General features: G+C 74.0%; 22 protein-coding genes. 10 read left to right on the forward strand and 12 right to left on the reverse strand.

All coding sequences use genetic code 11. The annotated features are described in order from the left end of the window. Positions 1-88: 88 nt before the first annotated feature. Complete coding sequence (gene hemL, locus ACFYMP_RS13885; RefSeq protein ID WP_388856049.1) at positions 89-1408, reverse strand: glutamate-1-semialdehyde 2,1-aminomutase; 1320 nt, start codon at positions 1406-1408, stop codon at positions 89-91. 367 nt (positions 1409-1775) lie between these two features. Here hemL and ACFYMP_RS13890 point away from each other — a divergent pair, with 367 nt between their 5' ends. Further along, entirely contained in the window at positions 1776-2384 is a 609-nt protein-coding gene (locus tag ACFYMP_RS13890) for a hypothetical protein (RefSeq protein WP_388855666.1), read from the forward strand. Positions 2385-2417: 33 nt separating this feature from the next. Here the strand turns inward: ACFYMP_RS13890 and ACFYMP_RS13895 are convergent, their stop codons facing one another. Further along, a complete protein-coding gene (locus ACFYMP_RS13895) occupies positions 2418-2846 on the reverse strand; it encodes a nucleoside deaminase (protein ID WP_388855669.1) in 429 nt (142 codons plus the stop codon). Next, positions 2843-3706, reverse strand: coding sequence for an LLM class flavin-dependent oxidoreductase (locus tag ACFYMP_RS13900; RefSeq protein ID WP_388855671.1), 864 nt, complete (start codon positions 3704-3706; stop codon positions 2843-2845). Before ACFYMP_RS13900 ends, ACFYMP_RS13895 begins: the two co-directional genes overlap by 4 nt. Before the next feature lie 94 nt (positions 3707-3800). On the opposite strand from ACFYMP_RS13900, the gene ACFYMP_RS13905 reads away from it, so the two are divergent. Next, a complete protein-coding gene (locus tag ACFYMP_RS13905; RefSeq protein ID WP_388855674.1) occupies positions 3801-4271 on the forward strand; it encodes an Lrp/AsnC family transcriptional regulator in 471 nt (156 codons plus the stop codon). Between the two features lie 12 nt (positions 4272-4283). On the opposite strand, the gene ACFYMP_RS13910 is transcribed toward ACFYMP_RS13905, so the two are convergent. From ACFYMP_RS13910 to ACFYMP_RS13925, 4 genes are all read right to left on the reverse strand, one after another. Next, entirely contained in the window at positions 4284-4721 is a 438-nt protein-coding gene (locus tag ACFYMP_RS13910; protein ID WP_388855677.1) for a cupin, read from the reverse strand. A 131-nt stretch (positions 4722-4852) separates the two neighbouring features. Further along, on the reverse strand, positions 4853-5539 hold the full coding sequence (locus ACFYMP_RS13915; protein ID WP_388855680.1) for an FMN reductase: 687 nt from the start codon (positions 5537-5539) through the stop codon (positions 4853-4855). Next, complete coding sequence (locus tag ACFYMP_RS13920) at positions 5536-6690, reverse strand: LLM class flavin-dependent oxidoreductase (protein ID WP_388856052.1); 1155 nt, start codon at positions 6688-6690, stop codon at positions 5536-5538. Before ACFYMP_RS13920 ends, ACFYMP_RS13915 begins: the two co-directional genes overlap by 4 nt. A 268-nt stretch (positions 6691-6958) precedes the next feature. Further along, positions 6959-7603, reverse strand: a complete 645-nt coding sequence (locus tag ACFYMP_RS13925; protein ID WP_388855683.1) for a TIGR03086 family metal-binding protein — start codon at positions 7601-7603, stop codon at positions 6959-6961. A gap of 161 nt (positions 7604-7764) precedes the next feature. Between ACFYMP_RS13925 and ACFYMP_RS13930 the strand changes: the two genes are divergently transcribed. From ACFYMP_RS13930 to ACFYMP_RS13940, 3 genes are all read left to right on the forward strand, one after another. Then, the gene (locus ACFYMP_RS13930; protein ID WP_388855686.1) at positions 7765-8100 is read left to right on the forward strand and encodes a YnfA family protein; all 336 of its coding nucleotides are present in this window, start codon (positions 7765-7767) and stop codon (positions 8098-8100) included. A 264-nt stretch (positions 8101-8364) separates the two neighbouring features. Beyond that, positions 8365-9138 (forward strand): SDR family NAD(P)-dependent oxidoreductase, encoded by a 774-nt coding sequence (locus tag ACFYMP_RS13935; protein ID WP_388855689.1) that lies wholly within the window; start codon positions 8365-8367, stop codon positions 9136-9138. A 7-nt stretch (positions 9139-9145) separates the two neighbouring features. After that, the gene (locus ACFYMP_RS13940; protein ID WP_388855691.1) at positions 9146-9391 is read left to right on the forward strand and encodes a hypothetical protein; all 246 of its coding nucleotides are present in this window, start codon (positions 9146-9148) and stop codon (positions 9389-9391) included. Positions 9392-9491: 100 nt separating this feature from the next. Here ACFYMP_RS13940 and ACFYMP_RS13945 read toward each other — a convergent pair whose 3' ends face one another. Beyond that, on the reverse strand, positions 9492-10856 hold the full coding sequence (locus ACFYMP_RS13945) for an MFS transporter (RefSeq protein WP_388855694.1): 1365 nt from the start codon (positions 10854-10856) through the stop codon (positions 9492-9494). A 507-nt stretch (positions 10857-11363) separates the two neighbouring features. Here ACFYMP_RS13945 and ACFYMP_RS13950 point away from each other — a divergent pair. Next, positions 11364-12671 (forward strand): ester cyclase, encoded by a 1308-nt coding sequence (locus tag ACFYMP_RS13950; RefSeq protein WP_388855697.1) that lies wholly within the window; start codon positions 11364-11366, stop codon positions 12669-12671. 273 nt (positions 12672-12944) lie between these two features. Next, positions 12945-13727: a DeoR/GlpR family DNA-binding transcription regulator gene (locus ACFYMP_RS13955; protein ID WP_388855700.1), complete on the forward strand. Its 783-nt coding sequence runs from the start codon at positions 12945-12947 to the stop codon at positions 13725-13727. Positions 13728-13772: 45 nt separating this feature from the next. Here the strand turns inward: ACFYMP_RS13955 and ACFYMP_RS13960 are convergent, their stop codons facing one another. The 4 genes from ACFYMP_RS13960 to ACFYMP_RS13975 form a co-directional block, all read right to left on the reverse strand. Then, positions 13773-15062 carry an NAD(P)/FAD-dependent oxidoreductase gene (locus ACFYMP_RS13960; RefSeq protein WP_388856055.1) on the reverse strand — a complete coding sequence of 430 codons (1290 nt, stop codon included), beginning with the start codon at positions 15060-15062 and terminating at the stop codon, positions 13773-13775. Between the two features lie 11 nt (positions 15063-15073). Beyond that, entirely contained in the window at positions 15074-16624 is a 1551-nt protein-coding gene (locus ACFYMP_RS13965; protein ID WP_388855703.1) for an NAD(P)/FAD-dependent oxidoreductase, read from the reverse strand. Continuing rightward, positions 16621-18081 (reverse strand): FGGY family carbohydrate kinase, encoded by a 1461-nt coding sequence (locus ACFYMP_RS13970; protein WP_388855706.1) that lies wholly within the window; start codon positions 18079-18081, stop codon positions 16621-16623. The genes ACFYMP_RS13965 and ACFYMP_RS13970 overlap by 4 nt, the downstream gene beginning before the upstream one ends. Positions 18082-18649: 568 nt before the next feature. Then, on the reverse strand, positions 18650-20020 hold the full coding sequence (locus ACFYMP_RS13975; RefSeq protein ID WP_388855709.1) for an enolase C-terminal domain-like protein: 1371 nt from the start codon (positions 20018-20020) through the stop codon (positions 18650-18652). A 219-nt stretch (positions 20021-20239) separates the two neighbouring features. Here ACFYMP_RS13975 and ACFYMP_RS13980 point away from each other — a divergent pair, with 219 nt between their 5' ends. From ACFYMP_RS13980 to ACFYMP_RS13990, 3 genes are read left to right on the forward strand one after another with little or no spacing between them, the layout of a single operon-like run. Further along, on the forward strand, positions 20240-21568 hold the full coding sequence (locus ACFYMP_RS13980; protein WP_388855712.1) for an ABC transporter substrate-binding protein: 1329 nt from the start codon (positions 20240-20242) through the stop codon (positions 21566-21568). Continuing rightward, the gene (locus ACFYMP_RS13985; protein ID WP_388855715.1) at positions 21565-22560 is read left to right on the forward strand and encodes a carbohydrate ABC transporter permease; all 996 of its coding nucleotides are present in this window, start codon (positions 21565-21567) and stop codon (positions 22558-22560) included. The genes ACFYMP_RS13980 and ACFYMP_RS13985 overlap by 4 nt, the downstream gene beginning before the upstream one ends. Continuing rightward, on the forward strand, positions 22557-23465 hold the full coding sequence (locus ACFYMP_RS13990; RefSeq protein WP_388855718.1) for a carbohydrate ABC transporter permease: 909 nt from the start codon (positions 22557-22559) through the stop codon (positions 23463-23465). The genes ACFYMP_RS13985 and ACFYMP_RS13990 overlap by 4 nt, the downstream gene beginning before the upstream one ends. Positions 23466-23472 lie beyond the last annotated feature (7 nt).

Consider the following 23472-nt stretch of genomic DNA (forward strand, 5'->3'; position numbering starts at 1 on the left):
GTGATCTCCCCGTCTCTGCTGCTGCTCTCGCCCTTCACACCCACACCCGTCTCCGTCGGTACTGCCGGCCGCGCCGGTCCGCTTCCGGTCACCGGGCATTCTCCGGGGTGGCCGCGGCGGCGGCGCGGGCGGCCACCGGAAGGGCGGCCGCCACGCGCTCCATCGCCTGCTCGTCGAGGGCCGTGGACACGAACCAGCACTCGAAGGCGGACGGCGGCAGGTACACGCCCTCGGCCAGCATCGCCTGGAAGAACGCGGTGTAGCGGAAGGAGTCCTGGGACTTGGCGTCCTCGTAGTTCCGCACCTCGCGGTCGGTGAAGAACACCGAGAACATGCTGGAGGCGCTCTGCACGCGGTGCGCGACGCCCTCCTTGGTCAGCGCCTCGCTCGCGAGGGCCCGCAGCCGCGTGGAGACGGAGCCGAGGGTGTCGTAGGCCGCCTCGTCGAGCAGCCGCAGCTGGGCGACGCCCGCCGCGGTCGCGACCGGGTTCCCGGACAGCGTCCCGGCCTGGTAGACGGGCCCGACCGGCGCGAGGTACCGCATGACGTCCGCGCGCCCGCCGAAGGCCGCCGTCGGGAAGCCGCCGCCCATGACCTTGCCGAAGGTCATGAGGTCGGGCACCACGCCGTCCACCCCGAACCAGCCGGCCCGGCTCGTGCGGAAACCGGTCATGACCTCGTCGGAGATGTAGAGGGCGCCGTGGTCGGCGCACAGCCGCTTGAGGCCCGCATTGAACCCGTCGAGCGGCGGGACGATGCCCATGTTGCCGGGGGACGCCTCGGTGATGACGCAGGCGATCTCACCCGGATGCGCGGCGAACGCGGCCCGCACCGCCTCCAGGTCGTTGTACGGCAGGACCAGCGTGTCCCCCGTCTGCGCGCCCGTGACGCCCGGCGTGTCGGGCAGCCCGAAGGTCGCGAGACCCGAACCGGCGGCGGCCAGCAGGGCGTCCACGTGGCCGTGGTAGCAGCCGGCGAACTTCACGACCTTCGCCCGGCCGGTGAAGCCGCGCGCGAGCCGGATCGCCGACATCGTCGCCTCGGTGCCGGAGGACACCAGACGCACCTGCTCGACGGGGGCGACGCGGGAGACGATCTCCTCGGCCAGCTCGACCTCCCCGCGCACCGGCGTACCGAAGGAGGTGCCGTTCCCGACGGCCTCCCGCACGGCCGCGAGCACCTCGGGGTGGGCGTGGCCGAGGATCATCGGGCCCCAGGAGCACACGAGGTCCACGTACTCCCGGCCGTCCACGTCCGTCAGGTACGCGCCGCGCCCCGAGGCCATGAAGCGGGGGGTACCGCCCACGGCGCCGAAGGCCCGCACCGGGGAGTTCACGCCGCCGGGGGTGACCCGGGAGGCGCGGTCGAAGAGGCCCTGCGAGACGGGGGCTTCGTAGCTGTAAGGCACTTTGGTCACGTCGGTCACTTCGATCACTCGGTCGCTTCGCTTCTGACCTGCGAAAACTTCGGGGTGTAGGGCCGCGGGCGGCTCCGGCGGGAGCGGCCGGGGAAGGAACTGCGCATCCCTGTCCCAGGTCCGCTCCACAGGCCCCCCGCGTCTGCGAAACTGGGGGCTCGTACGGAACAGCTCACACCGGCCATGGTGTCAGAGCCCGCCGCCAAGGCGTCGACGCGCCCGGCGGCGGGGCCTGGATCACGGTTGTGGCCCACACCGCGACACACGTTTCGGCGGGCTGACGTGGGGGAGGTCAACTGACACGATGATCGGGTTGTACGGCGAGGCCGTACGACGCTGAGGGCAATCGGGTGGAAATATGCAACGCGGTGGCGGACTGGGCGAGGGGACCGGTGACCTCGGGCCTCGGCGCGCCCGGCGGGGACGGCACCGGCGCGAGACGGAAGAGCAGTGGCCCGAAGGGGCGGCCGGCGGCGGCCCCCGAGCGCCCGCGCCGGACGGATCAGTGGCACGGACGGGGAGTGGCCGCGTGGGGGTGACCTACAAGTACTTCGGCGCGCCCGACGGGGCCACGGCCGCCCGGGTACCGGTGTCGATGCGGCCGGAGGAGCTGGGCGGCGACGAACTCGGCACGGGCGGCATGTTCACCAAGATCAAGCCGGAGACGATGGCCGCGATGGTCCTCACCGGCATCGAGGGCGTCCCCCTCTACCGCGTCCCGCCCCTCGAACTGGTCGTCCTGCACCCCGACTACGCGGTCGTGAAACTCCCCATGACGGTGGTCGACCCCCTGCGCGGCGTCGGCGAGGAATCAGTGGGCGCGGCCGCCTTCATCTGGTCCACGGTCCCCGACCGCGGCGGCCCCCGCGACGCCTTCGACATCTACCGGCTGCTCCACGAGTGGCAGGACTTCTCCCACCGGCTGCACGAGGCGGGGCACCAGCCGTACTGCCTGGTGTGGCCGTGAGGCGGGGCTGAGCGGGGACGGGCGGCGGAACGCTCAGTCGTAGTACCCCTCGAACACCGCGCGTACCTCGGCGAGCAGCGCCGGGCCGTGCTGCGGGACCGGCGGGCGGCCGTCGCCGGGTCTGATGTCCAGGAGCTGGGCGTTGGACAGGGCGTACACCACCCGTCCCAGTCCGGCCTGCCGGATGGCCGCCTCGCACATTCCGCACGGCTGGCAGCTGGTGTACAGCGTGGTGTGCGCCGCCGTGGCCGGGTCCAGTTCGCGCGCGGCCCACCTCGCGAGCTTCAGTTCCGGATGGGCCGTGATGTCCCGGTCGGTGAGCGTCGTGTTGTGCTCCTCCGCGAGCACCGTGCCTGCCGGGTCCGCCAGGAGCGAGCCGAACGGCGGGTCGCCGCCCGTACGGGCCTCGGCGGCGAGCGCGACGGCCCGCCTCAGGAGGGCGTGCTCGTCCGGTGTGCTCATGGCCGCTCCGTCGTGGTGCGGGGCGGGTGGAAGTGCGCCGCCACCGCGGCGAGGGCCTGCCAGGCCGTCTGCGGGTGGCGTGTCTCGCCCGGGTCGCCGTGGTAGTGGTCGAGGACGACGGTGTCGGCTCCCAGCAGCCGCAGCTGGTCGAGATCGTCCATGATCTGCTCGATCGTTCCCTCCCCGGCGAGCCGGCTCGGTCCGCTGATCGGGGTTTTCGTGACCCGGAGCGCGATCCGGGGGGCCAGGGCGGGCACGGGGAGGTGCTGTTCCTCCGCGGTCGCCCTGAGCCTGACGGCGGCTTCGCGCAGCCACGGCAGGGTGTTGCGCAGCGGGTGCCAGGCGTCCCCGAGCCGCACGGCACGGCGCAGCCCGGCGTCGCTGTTGCCACCGACCCACAGCGGAATCCTCCGCTTCCCGTAGTCGGCGGTGTCCGCCCAGGCCGCGCGTACGTCCCGCAGGTGGTCCTCCGTCAGGCGCCCCCGGCGTTCGAAGGGGATGCCAAGGGCGGCGAACTCCTGCCGCGCCCAGCCCACCCCCACGCCCAGCACCAGCCGGCCGCCGCTCAGCTCGTCCAGGTTGGCCGCCATCCGGGCGGTCAGCAGCGGGTGCCGGTAGGGGGCGATGAGGACCGTCGTGCCGAGCCGGACCCGGGTGGTGAGGCCGGCCAGCCAGGACAGGGTGGTGAAGGCCTCGTAGAAGGGCGCCGGGTACTGCTCGGCGACGTCGGGCGTGACGGCGATGTGGTCCGAGACCATCAGCAGGTCGAAGCCGAGGTCCTCCACGGTCTGGGCCCAGTCGCGGAGGACTCCCGGGTCGGTGCCGGGGCCGAAGTTGAGAGCGTTGACTCCGATCTTCATGCAGGTCAGCCTAGCCAGGCACTACGGCCCTCCTGAAGGGATTCCTACCGGTCCGGGCGCGGTTTCGCCGTGGATCCACCGGTAATCTGAGCGGATGACCGAGAATCTTGATCCGACGGACTGGGCGATCCTGGACGAGCTCCAGCGGGACGGCCGGATCGCGTTCACGGAGCTGGCCCGGCGGGTGAACCTGAGCGCCTCGGCGACGACGGAGCGGGTGCGGCGCCTGGAGGAGGCCGGGGTGATCACGGGCTACCGGGCGCAGGTGCATCTGGAGCGGACCGGGTACGCGGTGCTGGCCGTGGTCCGGCTGAAGTACCCGGGCAACCGGCACGAGCCGCTGCGGAGGCTGCTGGAGGAGCGGCCGGAGATCCTGGAGTGCCTGCGCACCACCGGGGACGACTGCTACGTCCTGAAGGTGGCGGCCACCTCGATGTCCCACCTGGAGGAGATCATCGACGCGCTGGCCGAGTTCGGGAGCACGACCACCAACCTCGTCCTCAGCCGGACGCTGCCGCCGCGCGGTCCGCGGGAGCCCCAGGCGAGGACCCGGGCCGCCCCCTGAGCGGTCGGGGCGTCACACCGAGCGGCCCGGCCCCAGTCCCCCGGTGCCCGGCCGGGGGGCCGTCCCCGGCTGGTAGCGCGGCGCCTCCTCGTAGTTCAGCGCCTCGGCCATCGAGACGGTCAGCAGGACCACCGCGTCGTTGACCGCCTTGAGGCCGTGGAAGACCCTGGGCACGAGCAGGATCTCGCCCATGTCGACGACGAGATCGCCCTCAAGGCTGTTGGGCCGGGTGAGCTTCACGCGGCCCTTCAGCACCTGGAGCGTGGCCTCGTCGGGGCCCTCGTGGTCGGAGAGGTCCGTACCGGCGAGCAGCGAGATGACGGTCTGGCGCAGGGCGTGGCCGGTGCCGCCGTGCAGGGTCCTGGCGGCGCGCCTGGAGGGGGCCGCGAGGGCTTCGAGGTGCAGCTCGTTCGCGACCGTGTCCAGCGAGAGGGGCTCCATCGGGTCCATGCGACCAGCCTGGCGCAGACGCGCCGCACCCGCACGGCGAGACGTCCGTGCGGGTACCGGAGGCGCGGGGGGGCGTCGCCGGGCCCCGGTCCGCGCCCCGGCCCGTCCGCACGGGCGCCGTAGCCCCCCGCTCACTCCTCGCGCAGGGCCGCGAGCTGGTCGGCGAAGGGGACGAGGTCCTCGTAGGCGTCGGGTGCGCGCCCGCCCCCGCCCGCGCCGGTCAGGAGCGCCGCGAGTTCGCCGGCCGCCCGCGCGGTACGGGCCGCGAGCGGTCCGCCGCTGCCCTCGGCGCCGGTGCCCCAGTCCTCCGAGGCCGCGTACACGGCGGTCGGCACGACCACGGCCCGCAGGTACGCGAAGAGCGGGCGCAGCGCGTGTTCCAGGGCCAGCGAGTGGCGGGGCGAGCCGCCGGTCGCCGCGATCAGCACCGGCTTCCCGGTCAGCGCCTCCGGCTCGACGACGTCGAAGAACGACTTGAACAACCCGCTGTACGAGGCGGAGAAGATCGGCGTGACGACGATCAGGCCGTCCGCGCCGGTCACCTTCTCCAGCGCCGCGTCCAGCTCGGGCGGCGGGAAACCGGTCACGAGGTTGTTCGCGATGTCCTTCGCGAGGTCGCGCAGTTCGATCACGTCGAGCCGCACCTCCCCGGCCGGCCCGCCGCTCTCCAGCGCCTTGACGGTGGCCTCGCCGAGCCGGTCCGCGAGCAGCCGCGTCGAGGAGGGGACGCTCAGGCCCGCCGAGACCACGGCCAGCCGCAGCGGCCGGGCCGCGCCCCGCCCGGCCGGGCCCGCCGCCGTACCCGTCACCGTGTTCATCGTCCGATCGCCTCCGTCGTCTCCGTCGTCTCGTCCTTCTCGTCCTTCGCGCCGTTCGCGCCGTTCTCCGCGTTCGCGCGCCGCGCGGCGGCCACGAGGGAGGAGTGGGTCGGCGCGTCCGGCACCTCGGCCGGGCGGCCCTTGGCGAACTCCTCGCGCAGGACCGGCACGACCTCCTCGCCGAGGAGGTCGAGCTGTTCCAGGACCGTCTTGAGCGGCAGCCCCGCGTGGTCCATCAGGAACAACTGGCGCTGGTAGTCGCCGACGTCCTCGCGGAAGGACAGGGTCCGCTCGATGACCTGCTGCGGGGAGCCCACGGTCAGCGGGGTCTGCGCGGTGAACTCCTCCAGCGAGGGGCCGTGCCCGTAGACCGGCGCGTTGTCGAAGTACGGGCGGAACTCCCGTACCGCGTCCTGCGAGTTCTTCCGCATGAACACCTGGCCGCCGAGCCCCACGACGGCCTGCGCCTCGGTGCCGTGGCCGTAGTGGGCGAAGCGGTTGCGGTACAGCCGGATCATGCGCTTGGTGTGGTGCATGGGCCAGAAGATGTTGTTGTGGAAGAAGCCGTCGCCGTAGTACGCGGCCTCCTCGGCGATCTCCGGCGAGCGGATCGAGCCGTGCCACACGAAGGGCGCGACCCCGTCCAGCGGGCGCGGCGTCGAGGTGAAGGACTCCAGCGGGGTGCGGAACTTCCCGGCCCAGTCGACGACCTCCTCGTGCCACAGCTTGTGCAGCAGCGCGTAGTTCTCGATGGCCAGCGGGATGCCCTCGCGGATGTCCTTGCCGAACCAGGGGTAGACCGGCCCGGTGTTGCCGCGGCCGAGCATGACGTCGGTGCGGCCGTCCGCGATGTGCTGGAGCATCGCGAAGTCCTCGGCGATCTTCACCGGGTCGTTGGTGGTGATGAGCGTCGTGGACGTCGACAGGATCAGCGAGGACGTCTGCGCGGCGAGGTAGCCGAGCATCGTGGTCGGCGAGGAGGGGACGAAGGGCGGGTTGTGGTGCTCGCCCGTCGCGAAGACGTCGAGACCCACCTCCTCGGCCTTGCGCGCGATGGTGAGCATCGCCTTGATCCGCTCACCCTCACTGGGGGTCCGTCCGTTCGTCGGGTCCGTGGTGACGTCGCCGACGCTGAAGATCCCGAACTGCATACCCATGGTGCGGTCACCTCTCCGCGCTGCGTGGTGCGGTGCGACCGGGCCGTCGTGGACGGTCCGGCGGCGCCCCGCCTGAGTCGGGCCGGACAGTCGCCGTTTTAGTTGACTGTTCAACCACACTCGCCCTAACGGCCTCCCCCACCCGTCTATTCCACGCCTCTGCGCACCCGCCCGCACCTGGGGGAGCGGTGGCGCGGGCGCCCGCCGCCGCGCTGCCGCCCCGCCCCTCTACGCGCCGCCGCCCTCCTACTTCCCCGCCCGCCTACGCGCCGCCGCCCGGCGGCGTCCACCCCGGGTCACGGCCCGTCTCCGCGAGCAGTCGGTCCAGCGGGGAGGCGTCCGCGGCGACCGCCACCGGCTCCCCGAAGGCGCCCATCCTCCGGCCCGTCGGCCCCATCCGCGCCATGAACGCGCGCAGCGCCTCGACACCCACCGGATCGGGCGTGAACGCCTGGCCGGTGGCGCGCGCGAGGTCCCAGGCGTGCACCGTGAGGTCGACGAGCGCGAGCGTCCCGACGGTCCGCGCGGGCAGCCCCATCGACCCGGCCGTCCCCTCCTCCGCGCCCGGTGCCGCCCACGCCTGAACCAGCCCCCGGGCCTCCTTCTCGAACCCGGGCCGCCAGTCCTCCCGGGTGCGGTCGGGCGCGGGCGTCGCGAGGTCGACGTCCCGCCGGGCGGCCATGTCCTGGAAGTCCACCGTCACGCGGTACAGGTGGTTCAGCAGGCCCCGCACGTCGTAGTCCCGGCACGGCGTCGGGTCCGGCAGCCGCGCCTCCTCGATCCCGCGCACCACGGGCACCGCCCGCTCGACGGCCCGCGCGAGCAGATCGCTCACGGGCGAGTCCACGGTGTACGGCTCCCGCGTGTACGGGTCTCCGGCCCCGGCTTCTTCTGTCGTGTCGTCCATGCCGTCACGGTAGGGCGGGAGGGCGGGCCCCGAGGGGAGGCACACGGGAGACGGCGGGAGACGCGGGGAGGGCCGGGCGGGCGCGCGCCCCCGCCGGGACGCGGCCGCCTCTCCTCCCCGCCCCGCCCGGTGGACCGGACGGCCATGACAGGCTCTCCCCCATGTCCGTAGCGCGTTCCGTCCTGCTCTTCGTCCTCGCCGCCCTCTTCGAGATCGGCGGTGCCTGGCTCGTGTGGCAGGGCGTGCGCGAGCATCGCGGATGGGTGTGGATCGGGGCCGGGGTGCTCGCGCTCGGCGTGTACGGCTTCGTCGCGACCCTTCAGCCCGACGGCGAGTTCGGGCGGATTCTGGCCGCGTACGGCGGGGTCTTCGTCGCCGGGTCGATCGCCTGGGGCGTCCTCGCCGACGGGTACCGGCCGGACCGCTGGGACATCACCGGGGCCCTGGTCTGCCTGGCCGGAATGGCCGTGATCATGTACGCGCCGCGCGGACACTGACGCGGGCGGGTCCGGCCCCGAGGACACCGGCGCGGCCAGGTCCACCCACGCGGACACAGGTGCGGCCGGGCCCACCCCGAGGGCACCGTCCCGGCCAAGCGCCCGCGGGCCCCTCGCGTACCCACCCGGTCGAGTCCGCCCCCGGGTCGAGTCCGCCCCCCCGGGTCGAGTCCCCCCGGGACCCCTGGCCCGTCCGTGCCCCGGCGTGCCTATCCTGAAAGTCCCGGCGACGTCCGGCCGGGACCACCACCAGGAGGACCGCACATGACCGCCGCCGCCCCGACCGCCGTCGTCACCGGAGCGAGCGGGGGCATCGGCGCCGCCACCGCGCGGCAGCTCGCCGGGGCCGGGTACGACGTCGTGCTCACGGCCCGCCGCAAGGACCGCGTCGAGGCGCTGGCCGCCGAACTGCGCGCGGCCGGGCACCGCGCCGAGGCACACGCGCTGGACGTCACCGACCGTGCCGCCGTCGACGCCTTCGCCACCGCGCTCAGCGCCGCCCGCCCCTCCGTGGACGTCCTGGTCAACAACGCGGGCGGGGCGCTCGGCGCCGACCCCGTCGCGAGCGGCGACCCCGACGAGTGGCGCGCGATGTACGAGGTCAACGTCCTCGGCACCCTCCACGTGACCCAGGCCCTGCTGCCCGCCCTCACCGCGAGCGGCGCCGGCACCGTCGTCGTCCTCACCTCGACCGCGGGCCACGGCACCTACGAGGGCGGCGCCGGGTACGTGGCCGCCAAGCACGCCGAGCACGTCCTCGCCGAGACCCTGCGCCTGGAGATCGTCGGCACCCCCGTCCGCGTCATCGAGATCGCCCCCGGCATGGTGCGGACCGAGGGCTTCGCGCTGACCCGTTTCCACGGCGACGAGGAGAAGGCCGCCAAGGTCTACGCGGGCGTGGCCGAACCCCTCACCGCCGAGGACGTCGCCGACACGATCGCCTTCGCGGTCACCCGCCCCGCGCACGTCAACATCGACCTGCTCGTGGTCCGTCCCCGCGCCCAGGCCTCCAACACCAAGGTCCACCGGGAGCAGTGATCCGCCCATGACGCCCACCGACCCGCCCGCCGGGAACGCCGGGAACACCGGGAACGCCGGGAACACCGGGAACACCGGCGCCGGGGACCCGCTCTCCGACCCTCTCGTCCGCCTCTCCAAGGAGTACGACGACGCGCGTCTCGCCGAGGAGACGAAGAACGAGCGCTACATGTGGTGGTACCTCGCGTACTTCCTCTTCGGCATCCACCTCGTCGCCTTCGTCATGATCCTCGCGATCGAGCACGCGAAGTGAGCGGCGCGTGACGTGAGGGGCGCGTGACGGGAGGGGCGCCTGACGTGAGCGCCGCCCGGCATCAGGTGCCGGGTCGCGCGCGCACCGCCCGGACGCGGCCTCAGGAGGCCCCCACGGTCGCCGGGACGGTGCCCGCGACCGGCTCGCCCTCGCCGGAGAGGTCCTTGCCCGCGCTCTCCCGGTAGCCGAACAGCACGGCGAAGAAGGAGATGACGGCGAGCCCGCCCAGGTAGCACCAGACCGAGTAGAGCGAACCCGTCCAGTCGACGAGGGCCGTGGAGATCAGCGGGGCGGTGCCCGAGAAGAGGGCGAAGGGCACGTTGAAGCCGAGCGCCGTCGCCGTGACCCTGACCCGGGTGGGCACCATCTCGGGCAGGCTCGCGGTCGCCGGTACGGCGATACAGAACTCGGGCACCAGATAGACGAGTTGCGCGAGCACCGCCCAGCCCCAGGTGCCGTTCTGGGCGAGGCGGAACGAGAGCGGTACGAGGACGACGCAGGCGACGCAGCCGGCGAGCAGCATCGGTTTGCGGCCCACCCGGTCGCTCAGCAGCCCGGCGAGGACGAGCAGGGGCAGGTACGCGGCGAGCGAGAGCATGTTGCTGGAGAACGCCGCCGAGCGGCTGAGCCCGCCCTCGTCGCTGAGCCACTGCGGCAGGTAGGTGACCCAGACGAACGAGAGCACCGCGTTGGTCATGGCGTACCCGCTGAAGGTGAGCAGCGGGCGCCAGTAGCGGCGGATCGTCTCCATGACGGGCGACTCCTCGGGCACCGCGTCCCCCTCGATCGCCGCGAGGAACGCGGGCGTCTCGGCGACCCGGCGGCGCAGCAGGAGGCCCCCGGCGGCGAGCGGGAGGGCGACCAGGAAGGGCAGTCGCCAGCCCCAGGAGGACATCTGGTCCTCGGTGAGCAGCGCGGAGACGAGGGAGGAGAGCGCGGCGCCGACGAGCAGCCCGCCGAAGACGCCCATCGAGGCGTAGCCCATGAACAGTCCGCGCCTGCGCCGGGGCGCGTACTCGATGATGAAGGTGAGCGCCCCGCCGTACTCGCCGCCGTGCACGATGCCCTGCACCACCCGGATCAGGAGCAGCAGCACGGGCGCCGCCACGCCGACCTGATCCCAGGTGGGCAGGATTCCGACGCAGGCGGTGAACAGGCCCATCAGGCTGATGGTGAGGGTGAGCATGGCCCTGCGGCCCACGCGGTCCCCGATCCGCCCGAAGAAGACCCCGCCCAGCGGCTGCACGAGGATGCCGATCGCGAAGGTCGCGTAGGTGCTGAGCAGCGAGAGCGTGTGGTTGCCCGACGGGAAGAAGGAGTCGGCCATGACCGGGGCGAGGAAGCCGTAGAGGCCGAGGTCGATCTGCTCGACGAAGTTGCCGATGCAGCCGGCCACCACCGCCCGGGACATGCCCTGCGGGGGCGGGTCTTCGGCCTTGACGGCGAGGGGCGCTGGAGGGGCCATCGTTCTCTCCTACGGGAGGGAGGGGGGAGGGACGGGACGCGACCGCGGGGCGTGGAGACGGGAGCGCGGATCGCGCCGGGGCCCGCCGGGGCGTCGGCGAGCGGGACGGGAAGGCAGGCTCCGGCAGGCGGGGGGCCTCCCCGGAGCACTGTCCGGTTCAGGGCGTGCATGCGTATGCACCGAGCCGTCAAGCTAGACCCGGGCTGCCCGCACGTCAACATTTCTGACCAGAGGTGCCCGTTCTTGACCGAAAGTCTTGCCGGAGCGCCCGGGGCGGGCGTACGTTCCTCGGTGAGTCCCGCATCCGGCGAGCCGCGCCGGGGTGCGGTCCGGTCCTTTTTCCGTACGGGGCCGCCGGACCCGGTTGTCCGGCCCCGGCGGCCACCGCCCGGGAGGTCCGCACGGGCCCGCCCGGCGTGGCTCGCGCGACCGCTCCGGGGCGGTTCCCGCCGGTTGGCCGGGAGATCGCCCGGCCGGTCCCGTCCCCCCTTTGAAGGAGTGCACCCCATGAAGGAACCCGAGCCGCGGCCCGCGCCGGCGGCCGACGCGGTCGACGCGGCAGAGCGCGGCCGGGCGAGCACCGGGGCCCAGGAGCGGGACGAGTCCCGGCCGCAGGCCCCGGGGACCGAGTCCCGGCCGCCGTCCCCGGGGGCCGGTGGCCCCTTCGCCGGGGCCGGGCGGGTTCCGGCCGCCCGGCGCCACATGCCGTCCGACTTCTCCCTCGCCCTCTCCCCCGGCCGGGGCGCCGACCTCCCCGGGCGGCGGGGGCCCGAGCCGATACCGGGCGACCGGGAGCGCCGGCAGTCGCTGCGCGGCTTCGAGGAGGGCTACAGCGACATCGTGGACTGGATCGTCCGGATCACCCACCGCATCTGGGAGGACCAGGACGTCGGCTACATCTACGACACGTACGCGCCCGGCGCGCGCATCCACGACGACACCGGGCTGAAGACCGGCGTCGAGCAGCTCATCGGCAGCACGCTGCAACGCATCCACGCCTTCCCGGACTGCCGTCACTACGCGGACGACGTGATCTGGGCGGGCGACGACGAACAGGGCTTCGTGACCTCGCACCGCGATGTCAACGTCGGCCACCACACCGGCCGCTGGAACTGGGGCGAGCCCACCGGCCGGCGGCTGGACACCTGGGTGATCGCCAACTGCGTGGTGCGCGAGAACGAGATCTACGAGGAGTGGGTGCTCTACAACACCGGCTCCATCCTGCGCCAGACGGGCTTCGACGTCCGCGAGGCGGCCCGCGCGCACGGCAACGCGCTCACCGGCCCCGTCCTCGACGACCGGCAGGCGGGCGAGGCGGAGCGGCTGCTCGGCGGGCGCAAACCCCTGCCGTACCCGCCGGCGCCCCGGGGCTCGGGCTTCGACGTCGAGCACACCGTGCGCGCCCTGTTCCACCAGCTCTTCAACCGCCGCGACCTCAGCACCGTGGACCGGGCCTACGCGCCGACCGTGCGCTGGTACGGGGCCTCGGACCGTACGGCCTACGGGCGCGGCGAGGTCCGGGCCTGGTTCCGTTCGCTCGTCTCGACCTTCCCCGACCTCGGGGCGCAGGTGGACGAGGTGTACTGGATGGGCAACGACCGGGACGGTTACCGCGTGTCGGTGCGCTGGTCGGCGGTGGGCACCCACCGCGGCTGGGCGCTCTACGGCGAGCCGACCGGGCGGCGGGTCCACCTGTGGGGCATCTCGCAGCTGTACTTCGTGGACGGGCTGATCGTGGAGGAGTGGAACCTCTTCAACGAGTTCGCGGTGCTCGGCCAGTTGCTCCGGGACGAGCCGGGGAAGCTGACCGGCTGAGGCGCGGCGCGAGGGCGGCGGCGGGCGCTGACGCGGACGCGACGGCGGCGGGCGCGCGGTACGGCGGCGGGCGCGGGCGGGCTCCGGGAGACCGGGGCGCCCGCGCCCGCCGCCGTACCGCGCCCGCCGCCGTCCGCCGTACCGCGCCCGGGGCCGCGCGCCCCGCCGTACCGCCCGCGGGGCCCCGCTTGACCAGGGGCGGGGGGCGGCACACAGTTGCCGTCGGAAGCAGTCAGGAGCAGTCACGGCCACGGAAGGAGCGCGAGCAGCGCGATGTTGCCCGCCGAGCGTCACCAGCGGATCGCCGCCGCCCTGCGGCAGACGGGGATGATCAGCACCGAGGAACTGACCGAGCGGCTCGGGGTGTCCGCGGAGACGGTGCGCAGGGATCTCGGGCTCATGGAGCGCGAGGGGCTGCTGCGCCGGGTGCGCGGGGGCGCGGCGACGCCGGGCGCGGTCCGTGACCCGGCCGGTGAGGAGCCCTCGTTCTCGGAGCGTTCGCAGGCCCGGCAGACGGCGAAGCACGCGATCGGGCGGGCGGCGGCGCGGCTGGTGGAGCCCGGGATGACCCTCGTCATCGACGTGGGGACCACGGCCGAACAGGTCGCGCGCTGCCTGCCGGAGGACTTCCGCGGCTTCGTGGCGACGCCCTCGCTGCTGGTGGCGGGGCTGCTGTCCGGGCGCGCGGAGATCGAGGTGATGGTGCCCGGGGGCCGGGTGCGCGCGGGTGATCAGGTGTGCAGCGGCCCGGGGACGGTGGCCTTCTTCGAGGACCTGCACCCCGACGTGGCCTTCATCGGTTCGGGCGGCGTGGACGCGACGGCCGGGGTGACGGACTTCCACTTCGCCGAGGTCGCCACGAAACGCGCGATGGCCGCCCGCGCCGCGCGCTGCTGGGTGCTCGCGGACACGGCGAAGCTCCAGTCCGTCGCCCCGCACCGGGTGTGTTCCCTGGACGAGGTGACGGGTGTGCTCACGGACGCCGCCCCCGCCGAGCCGCTGGCGCGGGCGGTACGCGAGGCGGGGGCGGAGCTGGTGGTGGCGCCGGAGGGCTGAGGGCCCGCCGCGGCGCCGGGCCGGCCCCGCCCCCGCGCGTACCGCTCAGTCCAGTCCGACCGTGACCGGCCCCGCGTCCGGGCGGGCGCCGGCGACGAGGGACCAGGGGAGGCGGAAGACGCGGCCGGGGGCGGCGGGCCAGGGCAGGGTGCGGCGGTTGAGGACGCGGCCGTCCTGGCGGGCCGTCACCTTCGGCGTGGCCACGAAGGTGTCCGTCCACAGCGAGAGGCGCTTGCGCGGGGGCGCCGGGTCGCCGGGGCGCAGCAGTCCGGGCGCGATCCAGCGCAGCGGGGCCTCGGCGAGCAGCCGCACACCGTCCCCCTCGGGCGCCCCGGCCCCCGTGCGCAGCCACTCCTCGACCCGGTCGGCGACGTGCGCGCCGTCGAGGGCGGCGATGTCGGCGGTGTCGACGGGGTGCAGCAGGTTGCCCGCGGCGAACACGCCGGGCGCGCTGGTGCGCAGCGCGGTGTCCACGAGCGGGGCGCGACTGGCCGGGTCCATGGTGAGACCGGCCAGGCGGGCGAGTTCGTGGTCGGGAATCCAGTCACCCGTGAAGACGACGGTGTCGCAGGCCACGCGGGTACGGGCGCCGGTGTCGAGGTGGGTGAGTTCCACGGCCTCGACCCGCCCCTTGCCGATGACGCGGCTGACCTTGGCGCGCCGGGCGACGGGCAGGTTCAGCACGGTGCGCCCGGCGAGGTTGAACACGCCGTAGGACTCGGGCCTCGGGTGCGAGCTGACCATGAGCGCGGTGCGGCAGCCCGCCTCGCGCAGGGTCAGCGCCGCCGAGTAGCTGACGAGTTCGGCGCCGACGACGACGGCCCGTTCGCCCACCGGCTGGTGGTGGAGGTGGACGAGGTTCTGCAACTGCCCGGTGGTGAGCACCCCGTGCGGGCGGTCGCCGGGTACGAGGCGGGCGCTGCGCGGGCGTTCGCGGGCGCCGGTGGCCAGGACGACGGCGTCGGCGGTGACGCGCGCGCGTCCCTGCGGGCCGGTGATCTCGACGGTGCGGGGCCCGGCCCAGCCGGTCACGGTGGTGGCGGTGCGCAGGACGGCCCCGGCGGCGGTGGCGCGGTCGGCCAGGAGACGGGCGTAGGCGGGGCCGCGCAGCACGCGGCGCAGGTCGCGCAGCCCGTAGCCGGTGTGGTCGCTGTGCCGGGGGATGCCGCCGGGCCGGTGTTCGCGGTCGAGGACGAGGACCTCGCCGGGCAGCCGGCGGGCGAGCCGGGCGGCGGCGGTGAGCCCGGCGGGCCCGGCGCCGATGACGAGGACCTGCGGCGTGTGGACGGGGAGGGGCACGGCGTCCTCGGGCGTGGTCGCGGAGTGGAGGGGCATGGTCACGGAGGTCACCTCTGCTGTGCGGTCCCGGCGGGGCGGGCGGGGGCTGCGGCCTGGGCGGGGCCGGGGTCCGGGGTGGCGAAGCCGGTGGCGTGCGCGGCGGCGGCCGGTACGTAGGGGGCCCGGTCCCCGGCGCTCTCGGCGCCCGCCGCCGCGCAGCGGGCCCGTACCTCGGCCCCGCAGTAGAAGCCCTGGCAGCGGCCGTTCATGGCGCGGGTGCGACGGCGCAGCCCCTCGGGGGTGCGGGCGGGGACCTCGGCGCGGAGCGCGTCGCGGATCTCGCCCTCGGTGACGCGTTCGCAGAAGCAGACGACGGTGCCGTAGGCGGGGTCGGCGGCGATGAGCCCGGCGTCCTGGTAGGGGCGGACGCCCGCCTCGCCGAGGTTCGGCATCCGGGGCGGCTCGGGCAGGTCGGTACGCGGGGTCAGCGGCAGGCCGGTCCCGGCGAGCAGGTCGCGGACGTGTTCGGCGAGGGCCATTCCCGAGGTGAGGCCGGTGGAGCGGATACCGCCGACGAGGACGTACCGCCCGTCGGGCGCGGCCTCGACGAGGTAGTCGGGGTGGTCGACGGCGGCGCGCAGTCCGGCGTAGCTCGCGGTGACCTCTTCCTCCAGCAGGCGCGGCATGAGCTTCCCGCCCTTGCCGAGCAGGAAGGCGAAGCCCTCCTCGGAGGTGCCGGTGGCGCCCCGGTCCGTGAGGTTCTCGGAGGTGGGGCCGAGCATGACGTTGCCGTAGATGGTCGGCGAGACGAGCACGCCCTTGCCGCGTTTGGTGGGCACCGGCAGCACGATGCGCGGGACGAGGGGCCGGGCGAGCTTGTCGTACACGAGGAGTTCGCCGCGCCGGGGGGTGACGGTGAAGCGGTCGTGGCCGAAGAGCCGGTCGACGTGGTCGGCGCCGAGTCCGGCGGCGTTGACGACGCGCCGGGCGTGGACGGGCCCGGCGGGCGTGTCCAGCACGGTGACGCCGCCCTCCTCGGTCCGTACGGCCGTGACCGGGTGGTCCAGGAGCAGCGTGGCCCCGCGGCGGACGGCGTCGGTGGCGAGCGCGAGGTTGGTGGTCCAGGTGCAGATGATCGACTCGTCGGGGACGGTGAGCCCGCCGCGTACGCCCTCGCCGAGGTCGGGCACGAGTTCCCGCACCTCCTCGGCGGAGATGATCCGGCAGCGCTCGTACCCGTTCGCCCCGGCCTTCTCGCGCAGTCCCGGCAGCGCGTCGAGTTCCTCGTCGTTCCAGGCGACGAGGACGGCCCCGGTGCGCTCGACGGGGATGCCGGTCCGCTCGGCGTACGCGGAGAGCAGCTCGTAGCCGCGCCGGACGAGGCGGGCCTCCAGGCTGCCGGGGGACGCGTCGAAACCGGTGTGCAGGATCGCGGTGTTGGCCTTGCTGGTGCCGTCGCCGACGTCGGAGCGGGCCTCCACCAGGGCCACCGTCAGTTCGTGACCGGCGAGTTCGCGGGCGATGGCGCATCCGACGATGCCGCCGCCGACGACGGCGACGTCGTACACGGGTGTGCCGTCCCCCGTGGGGGTGGGCCGGCCGGCCGGGGTGGTGCTCATGCGGTTGCTCCTTGGGCGTACGGGGCGGGGTGCGGGGCGGCGGCCGCGGCGGCCCCGGCGGCGGCCTGCCAGCGGGCGAGGTGGTCGGCGGCGCGGTCGGCGCTCCAGCGCGGGGTGACGACGGCGGAGGGCGGCTTGGCGGGGGCGGCACCGGCGAGGCCGAGTCCCGGTTCGAGGGCGAGCCGGGCGAGCGCGGCGGCGCCGAGCGCGGTGGCGTGCTCGCTGGGGTGCGCCTCGACCGGGATCTGGGCGAGGTCGGCCTGGGCCTGGAGCAGGGCGCGGCTGCGGGTGAGGCCGCCGTCGGCGCGCAGGGCGCCGACCGGGGCGCCGGTGTCCCGGACGACGGTGGCGCACAGGGTCGCGACCTGGGCGGCGATGCCCTCCAGGACGGCGGCGACGAGGTGGCCGGGGCGGGTGGCGAGCGCGAGCCCCTCGAACCGGGCCCCCGCCCCGGGGCTCCACCAGGGCGCGGCGAGCCCGGCGAAGGCGGGCACGCACAGGGCGCCCCCGCTGCCCCCGGCGGCGGCGGTGTCGAGGTCGGCGGCGGAGGCCAGCAGCCCCATGTCGGTGAGCCAGCGCACGGCCGAACCCGCCGTGTACACCTGCCCGTCGAGGCAGTACGCGCTCTCCCCGGCGGTCCGCCAGGCGCAGGAGAGCGCGAGCCCGCCGGAGGAGCGCACCGCCTCGCTCCCGGTGTTCGCGAGGAGGAAGGCGCCGGTGCCGTACGTGCACTTGGCGGTGCCGGGCGTGAGGCAGCCCTCGGCGATCAGGGCCGCCTGCTGGTCCACGACGAGCCCCGCGACGGTGGCGGGCGGCCCGAAGGCGGTGGTGGTGCCGACGGGTTCGTCGCAGCGCACGAGCCGGGGCAGGCGCTCGTCCCCGAGTCCGAAGAGGCCGAGCAGGTCCGTGTCCCAGTCGAGCCGGTCGATGTCGAGGAGCAGCGAGCGGCTCGCGGTGGTGACGTCGGTGACGAAGGCCCCCGTGAGGTGGTGCAGGAGCCAGGAGTCGGTGGTGGTGACGACGCCCTCGGTGGTGACGTGGGCGCGCAGCCAGGCCATCTTCGGCGCCGAGAAGTACGGGTCGAGCGGCAGTCCGGTGCGGGCGGCGACCTCGGCGGCGCGCGGCGCGAGCGGACCGGTCACGCTCCCGGCGCGCCGGTCCTGCCACACGATCGCCGGGGAGAGGGGCCGGCCGGTGTCCGGGTCCCAGGCCAGCACGGTCTCGCCCTGGTTGGCGAGGGCGACGACGTCGGGGGCGCGACCGGCCCTGGCCACCGCCTCCCGCCCGGCGGAGAGCACGGAGTCCAGGAGCGCGGCCGGGTCCTGCTCGACCCCGCCACCGGGCAGGTAGCGGGGGCGTACGTCGTGCAGGGCGACGGCCAGGGGTTCGAGCCGCTCGTCGGTGAGGACGGCCTTCGTCCCGGAGGTGCCCTGGTCGATGCTGAGGATGGTGGTCATGGCCGGGTCCTTCTGCGGTGCGGCGGGTGCGGGTGCGGGGCCGGTGTCCAGGGATCGGCCCGCGCCGGTGCCGCCGGGCGGGGCACCGCCCCGGGGCCGTACCGCCGCGCGCCGAGTGAAGCGCTGACCGTAGATGACCGCTACTGTGGCTTTCTGACCGCACCTGCGTCAAGGGGGCGGGAGGAATTCACACCCACCGGACACCTCACCGGGCACCCCACCGGTCTCTCCCGGGCATCCCCTCGGCGCCCCCACACCACGCCCACGGCACCGGACGACGGCACCGGACGGCCGCACGCCGGACACGCCGAGCGGCGGGGGCCCGCGGCCCCCCCCCCGCCGCCCGGCGGGCGCCCCCGGACCCCCCGGCCCCGCGCGCGCCCCCCCCCCCACCGGGCCCCGCCCCCCCCCCCCCCCGGGGGGCGCGCCCCCCCCCCCCCCGCCCCCCCCCCGGGCCGCCCCGCCCCCCCCGCGCCCCGGGCGGGGGGCGCCCCCCCCCCCCCCCCCGCGCGGGGGGGGGCCCCCCCCCCCCGCGGGGCCCACAGCCGTATGAGGGGACGGGCTCCGCTCAGGGCCGCTGGACGCTGCCGTCCGCGTTCCGCAGCAGCGCCCAGCGGTCGTGCTCCAGCGGAGCGCCGACGGGGTGGGCGCGGGCCGCCGTCTCGTCGAAGTCGACGCCGAGGCCGGGCTCCTGGGAGGGGTACAGGCGGCCCTCGTGCGGGACGGGGGCGCCGGGGAAGACCTCGCGGGTCGCCTCCCTGAAGGCCGCCGCCTCCTGCACCCCGAACGCGGGGGAGCTGATGTCCAGCGCGAGGTTGGCCGCCATGCCCACCGGGCTCACGTCGCCCGGCCCGTGCGGGGCGGTGCGCGCCCCGAACAGCTCGACGGCCGCGACGAGTTTCCTGGCGGGGGTGAGCCCGCCCAGAGTGGGGACGCGGACCCGGGCGAAGTCGACGACCCGCTGTTCCAGCAGCGGCAGGTACATCCCGACGTCGTGGTACAGCTCGCCGACCGCGAGCGGCACCGGCCCGGCCGCGCGCAGTTGCCCGAAGTGCGCGGCGTCCTCCGGGGCGAGGGCGTCCTCCAGGAAGAACAGCCCGGCGTCGGTGACCTCGTGGACCAGCTCGCGGGCCTGCGAGGGCGTCAGCCGCTCGTGCGCGTCGTGCAGCAACTCCACGTCCCAGCCGACGCGTTCGCGCACCTCCCGCAGTACGGGCGGTACGTGCCGCAGATAGCTCAGCGAGTCCCAGGTGCCGGAGCGCAGGGCGCGGCGCCTGGCCTCGGCCTCGTCGCGCGGGGCGGTGCCGTAGGCGTCGGTGCCCTCCACCGCGACCTGCACGCGCACGTGCCGGTAGCCGCGTTCGCGCGCGGCCAGCACCCGTTCGGCGATCTCCCCGGCCTCCCGGCCGTCGACGTGCGTGTACGCCTCGGCCGCCTCCCTGGCCCGGCCGCCGAACAGCTGGTACAGGGGCAGCCCGGCGGCCTTGCCCTTGATGTCCCACAGCGCGACGTCGATGCCGGCCAGCGCGTTCTGCCCGATCGAACCCCCGCGCCAGTATCCGCTGTTGAGCAGCAGCCGGTGCAGGTCCTCGATGTCGGAGGGGTCCCGGCCCAGCAGCATCGGCCCGTAGTAGTCGTCCACCACGGAGCGGATCGCCAGGGTGCGCTGCGGGTCGCTCGCGCAGCCGAGGCCGTACAGGCCGGGCTGGTTGGTCTCCACGCGCACGATCACGTACGGGCAGCCCTGCGGCGCGCACAGGAAGGTGCGGACGGCGGTCACGCGCAGCGCGTCGGCGGCGGAAGAGGCCCACGGGGCGCGGGCGAGCACCTCGTCGCGGGGGCCGGCGGGCGCTGGGGCCGGGGCCGCGCCGGGGGAGGTCGGGGGAGCCTGCGCCGGGCCCTCGGCGGGGTCGGGACGGAGGTGGTCGGTCGAGGCCATGGGGCCCTCCGGAAGGGGGTGTCGGCGGACGGAGTTTTCCGCTGTTTTTCCGTGTGGTTACGACTGTTGACACCGTACATCAACTCGATTTAGATACCACCAACTGCTTCGAGAGAAGCCGGAGGGGCTGAACGAACAGCTCTGGAGAAAGGCGCTGGGAACGTGAAAAGACTCCTCCCGGCCGCACGTCGCTCTTCGCTCCTGGCCACGGTCGCCGCTTTGAGCGTCCTTGTCGCCGGATGCGGTTCCAGCGGCGGCGGAACGGGTTCCGGCCGGGGTGAACTGCGCATGTGGACCTTCAAGCAGTCCCATGTGGCCGCTTTCCGGGCCGCCGCCGAGAAGTTCACGGAGGCGACGGGGACGAAGGTGGACGTCCAGGCGTACACGCCCGACGACGCCTTCCTGACGAAGATCCAGGCGGCCGCGCGGACCAACGACCTGCCCGACGTCATGGAGGTGCACGCCAAGGGGGAGGACTTCGCGCTCGGCGGGGCCGGCCTCCTGGCGGACCTCTCGGACGAGGTGGACGCGGACTGGACGAAGCGCTTCCTGCCGCAGGTGCGCGGGGACGGCGTCGTCACCCCGGTCGACTACGAGAACTCGCTCACCGAGGGCTCCAAGTCCCTCGGCGTGCAGCGCGGCGACCGTTACAGCATCCCGGTCACCGTCGGCACGCAGGGCATGGTCTACCTCAACAAGGAGCGGGCCGCCAAAGTGGGCGTGACCGAACCCCCCGCCACCTGGGAGGAGTTCATCGACGTCCTCGACCGGCTCAAGAAGGAGTACGGCGGGCGGGGCGGGCTGACCATCGGCCTCAAGTCCCCCTCCACCGCCCTGGAGTGGATCATGCAGCCGATGGCCTACGGGCTGCTCGGCAAGGACCGCTTCGAGCAGCTCTTCGGCCGCGACGCCGGCAAGGGCTGGAGCTCCCCCGAGGGGCGGAAGGTCCTGGACACCTACAATCAGGTCACGCCGTACTGGATGCCCGGCAGCCAGTCCAAAACCATCGACGAGGCCGACCTCGCCTTCGCCCAGGGCAAGGCCAGCGTGGACGTCGGCGGCACCTACACCCTCGCCTTCCTCGCCGACAACGGCTACGACGTCGGCAACCTCCTGACCTTCCCGGTGCCGCCGCCCGCCGCCGCGAAGATGCCCGACCTCCAGATGTCGCCCTTCTCCCTGACCGGCCTCGGCATGGTCAAGAAGACGGCCAAGCGCGACGAGGCCCTGGAGTGGATGAGGTTCCTCTCCCGCCCCGAGATCGCCGCGACCTTCGGCAAACAGGCCAACGACGTGCCCCCGAACGATTTCGACGCCGGTCAGGCCAAGGCCCTCGGGCCCGTCCTCAACTCGATGCAGAGCAGCTTCGGCACCGACCCCGAGGGCTACAACCCGAGTGTCACCTCGTACCGCCCCAACCTCTACGACGCGGGCAAGGTCGGCGCGGTCCTCGCGCAGATGACCCCGCTCAAGACGCTCTCCACCAGGAGTACCGGAGCCCGTATGAGTTCCATGATGAAGTCCTACTGGTCGGAGCAGGGCTCATGAGCGCCGGACCGGCCGCGCAGGCGCCCGTCCGCGCCCCGCGCGAGAGCGCGTCCCCGGCCGGCACCGCCGCCCGGCCGCCACGCGCCCGCCTGCGCGAACGGGGCACCGAGGCCGCCTGGGGCTATGCCTTCGTCGCCCCCGCCGTACTCCTCTTCCTGGTCATGGGCGCCTATACCGTGGTCTACGGATTCGGGCTGAGTTTCGCGCAGTGGAACGGCTTCTGGCCCGAATGGCACTGGCGGGGACTCAAGAACTACACGGACCTGCTCGGCGGTTCTCCCACTTACTGGCCCATCGTCAGGAAAGCGGCGACGAACACCCTGTGGGTGGTGATCGGCGTCCCTCTCCTCACCGTGCTCATCGCCTTCCCGCTCGCCATCGTCCTGAATTCGGCGAAACGCTTCCAGGGAATCCTGCGCTCGGTCTATTTCCTGCCGTACGTCACCACCGGAATCGCCGTCTACTTCGCGTGGAACTACATCCTGGAACCCGGCGGCGCGATCAACCTGCTCCTCAAGGCCGTGGGCCTCGGCAGCCTCCAGCAGCCGCAGGGCTGGCTGGGCAACCCCGACACCGCGCTGCCCACCATGATCGTCGTGATGGTCTGGTCGGCCGTCCCGGTCGCGATGCTCCTGTACCTGACCTCGCTCCAGTCCCTGGACACCTCCCTGCTGGAGGCGGCGCAGATCGACGGCGCCGGCTGGCTGCGCTCCACCACGTCCGTCGTCTGGCCGCTCATGAAGCCGATCACCGTCGTGGTGGTCCTGCTCAACGTGCGCGACTCGCTCCAGGGCTTCCAGTCCTTCCTGATCATGACCAACGGCGGCCCCGGCGACTCCACCAGCGTGCTCGGACTGGAGACCTACCGGCTCGCCTTCCTCAACGAGATGTCCCCGACGCTCGGCCTCGCCAGCGCCCTCGGATGGCTCCTGTTCCTCGCGGCGCTCGTCGTCGCCTTCATCAACCAGCGGGCCATGAGGAGGATCGGATGAGCGCCACCACCACCGCCGCCGCGCGGACCGGCCGGCCCGCCCGTACGCGCGGCGGCGAGGCCGCCCGGGGCGGCGGGCGCCCGGTCGGCCGGATCGTCACCAGGACCGTCGTCGGGCTGCTCCTCGCCGCCTACGCGGCCGTCAGCCTCTACCCGTTCCTCTGGATGGTCTCGGCGGCCTTCAAGACCAACGCCGAGGTGCAGGAGGGCGGCCACCTCGTGCCGCACCACCCGACCCTGCACACGCTGACCGACACCTGGAACCGGCTCGACTTCTTCGACTACTTCCTCAACAGCGTCAAGGTCACCGTCCTGACCACGGTCCTGGTCGTGATCATCTACTCGGCCGCCGCCTACGCCTTCTCGACGCTGCGCTTCCCGGGCCGCACGTGGCTCTACCGCCTCTTCCTCGTCCTGCTCTTCGTCCCCGGAGTGGTCACCCTGCTGCCGATCGTGCTGCTGGAGGGCCGGATGGACATCCTGGGCACCCACTGGGGCCTGATCCTGCCCGGCGTCAACGGCACCGCCCCGCTCGCCGTCCTGATGCTGACCAACAGCTTCAACACCGTGCCGGGTGAACTGCGCGAGGCCGCGCGCATGGACGGGGCGGGCGAGCTGCGCATCTTCGGCCGGATCTACCTGCCGCTGGCCCGGCCCGCGCTCGTCACGATCGCGCTCCTCACCGCCATCCCGACCTGGAACGAGTACCAGCTCGCCCGGATCTCGCTCAACGACCCGGGCCGCTACACCCTGCCGATCGCCCTCCAGCAGCTCCAGTCCTCCAACGTCGTGCAGTACAACTCGCTCATGGCGGCCGCCTTGATCATGGTGATCCCGGTGATCATCCTGTTCCTGTGCGCGCAGCGCTACTTCGTGAACGGACTGATGGGGGCGGTCAAGGGATGAACCGGAA

Origin of the sequence: Streptomyces sp. NPDC007088, assembly GCF_042869355.1 — a bacterium.
GTDB lineage: Bacteria > Actinomycetota > Actinomycetes > Streptomycetales > Streptomycetaceae > Streptomyces.

Coding starts and splice junctions, on each gene's coding strand:
- ACFYMP_RS13890 (WP_388855666.1), top strand. CDS start 1,776: ATGCAACGCGGTGGCGGACTGGGCGAGGGGACCGGTGACCTCGGGCCT.
- ACFYMP_RS13895 (WP_388855669.1), bottom strand. CDS start 2,846: ATGAGCACACCGGACGAGCACGCCCTCCTGAGGCGGGCCGTCGCGCTC.
- ACFYMP_RS13900 (WP_388855671.1), bottom strand. CDS start 3,706: ATGAAGATCGGAGTCAACGCTCTCAACTTCGGCCCCGGCACCGACCCG.
- ACFYMP_RS13905 (WP_388855674.1), top strand. CDS start 3,801: ATGACCGAGAATCTTGATCCGACGGACTGGGCGATCCTGGACGAGCTC.
- ACFYMP_RS13910 (WP_388855677.1), bottom strand. CDS start 4,721: ATGGACCCGATGGAGCCCCTCTCGCTGGACACGGTCGCGAACGAGCTG.
- ACFYMP_RS13915 (WP_388855680.1), bottom strand. CDS start 5,539: ATGAACACGGTGACGGGTACGGCGGCGGGCCCGGCCGGGCGGGGCGCG.
- ACFYMP_RS13920 (WP_388856052.1), bottom strand. CDS start 6,690: ATGCAGTTCGGGATCTTCAGCGTCGGCGACGTCACCACGGACCCGACG.
- ACFYMP_RS13925 (WP_388855683.1), bottom strand. CDS start 7,603: ATGGACGACACGACAGAAGAAGCCGGGGCCGGAGACCCGTACACGCGG.
- ACFYMP_RS13930 (WP_388855686.1), top strand. CDS start 7,765: ATGTCCGTAGCGCGTTCCGTCCTGCTCTTCGTCCTCGCCGCCCTCTTC.
- ACFYMP_RS13935 (WP_388855689.1), top strand. CDS start 8,365: ATGACCGCCGCCGCCCCGACCGCCGTCGTCACCGGAGCGAGCGGGGGC.
- ACFYMP_RS13940 (WP_388855691.1), top strand. CDS start 9,146: ATGACGCCCACCGACCCGCCCGCCGGGAACGCCGGGAACACCGGGAAC.
- ACFYMP_RS13945 (WP_388855694.1), bottom strand. CDS start 10,856: ATGGCCCCTCCAGCGCCCCTCGCCGTCAAGGCCGAAGACCCGCCCCCG.
- ACFYMP_RS13950 (WP_388855697.1), top strand. CDS start 11,364: ATGAAGGAACCCGAGCCGCGGCCCGCGCCGGCGGCCGACGCGGTCGAC.
- ACFYMP_RS13955 (WP_388855700.1), top strand. CDS start 12,945: ATGTTGCCCGCCGAGCGTCACCAGCGGATCGCCGCCGCCCTGCGGCAG.
- ACFYMP_RS13960 (WP_388856055.1), bottom strand. CDS start 15,062: ATGCCCCTCCACTCCGCGACCACGCCCGAGGACGCCGTGCCCCTCCCC.
- ACFYMP_RS13965 (WP_388855703.1), bottom strand. CDS start 16,624: ATGAGCACCACCCCGGCCGGCCGGCCCACCCCCACGGGGGACGGCACA.
- ACFYMP_RS13970 (WP_388855706.1), bottom strand. CDS start 18,081: ATGACCACCATCCTCAGCATCGACCAGGGCACCTCCGGGACGAAGGCC.
- ACFYMP_RS13975 (WP_388855709.1), bottom strand. CDS start 20,020: ATGGCCTCGACCGACCACCTCCGTCCCGACCCCGCCGAGGGCCCGGCG.
- ACFYMP_RS13985 (WP_388855715.1), top strand. CDS start 21,565: ATGAGCGCCGGACCGGCCGCGCAGGCGCCCGTCCGCGCCCCGCGCGAG.
- ACFYMP_RS13990 (WP_388855718.1), top strand. CDS start 22,557: ATGAGCGCCACCACCACCGCCGCCGCGCGGACCGGCCGGCCCGCCCGT.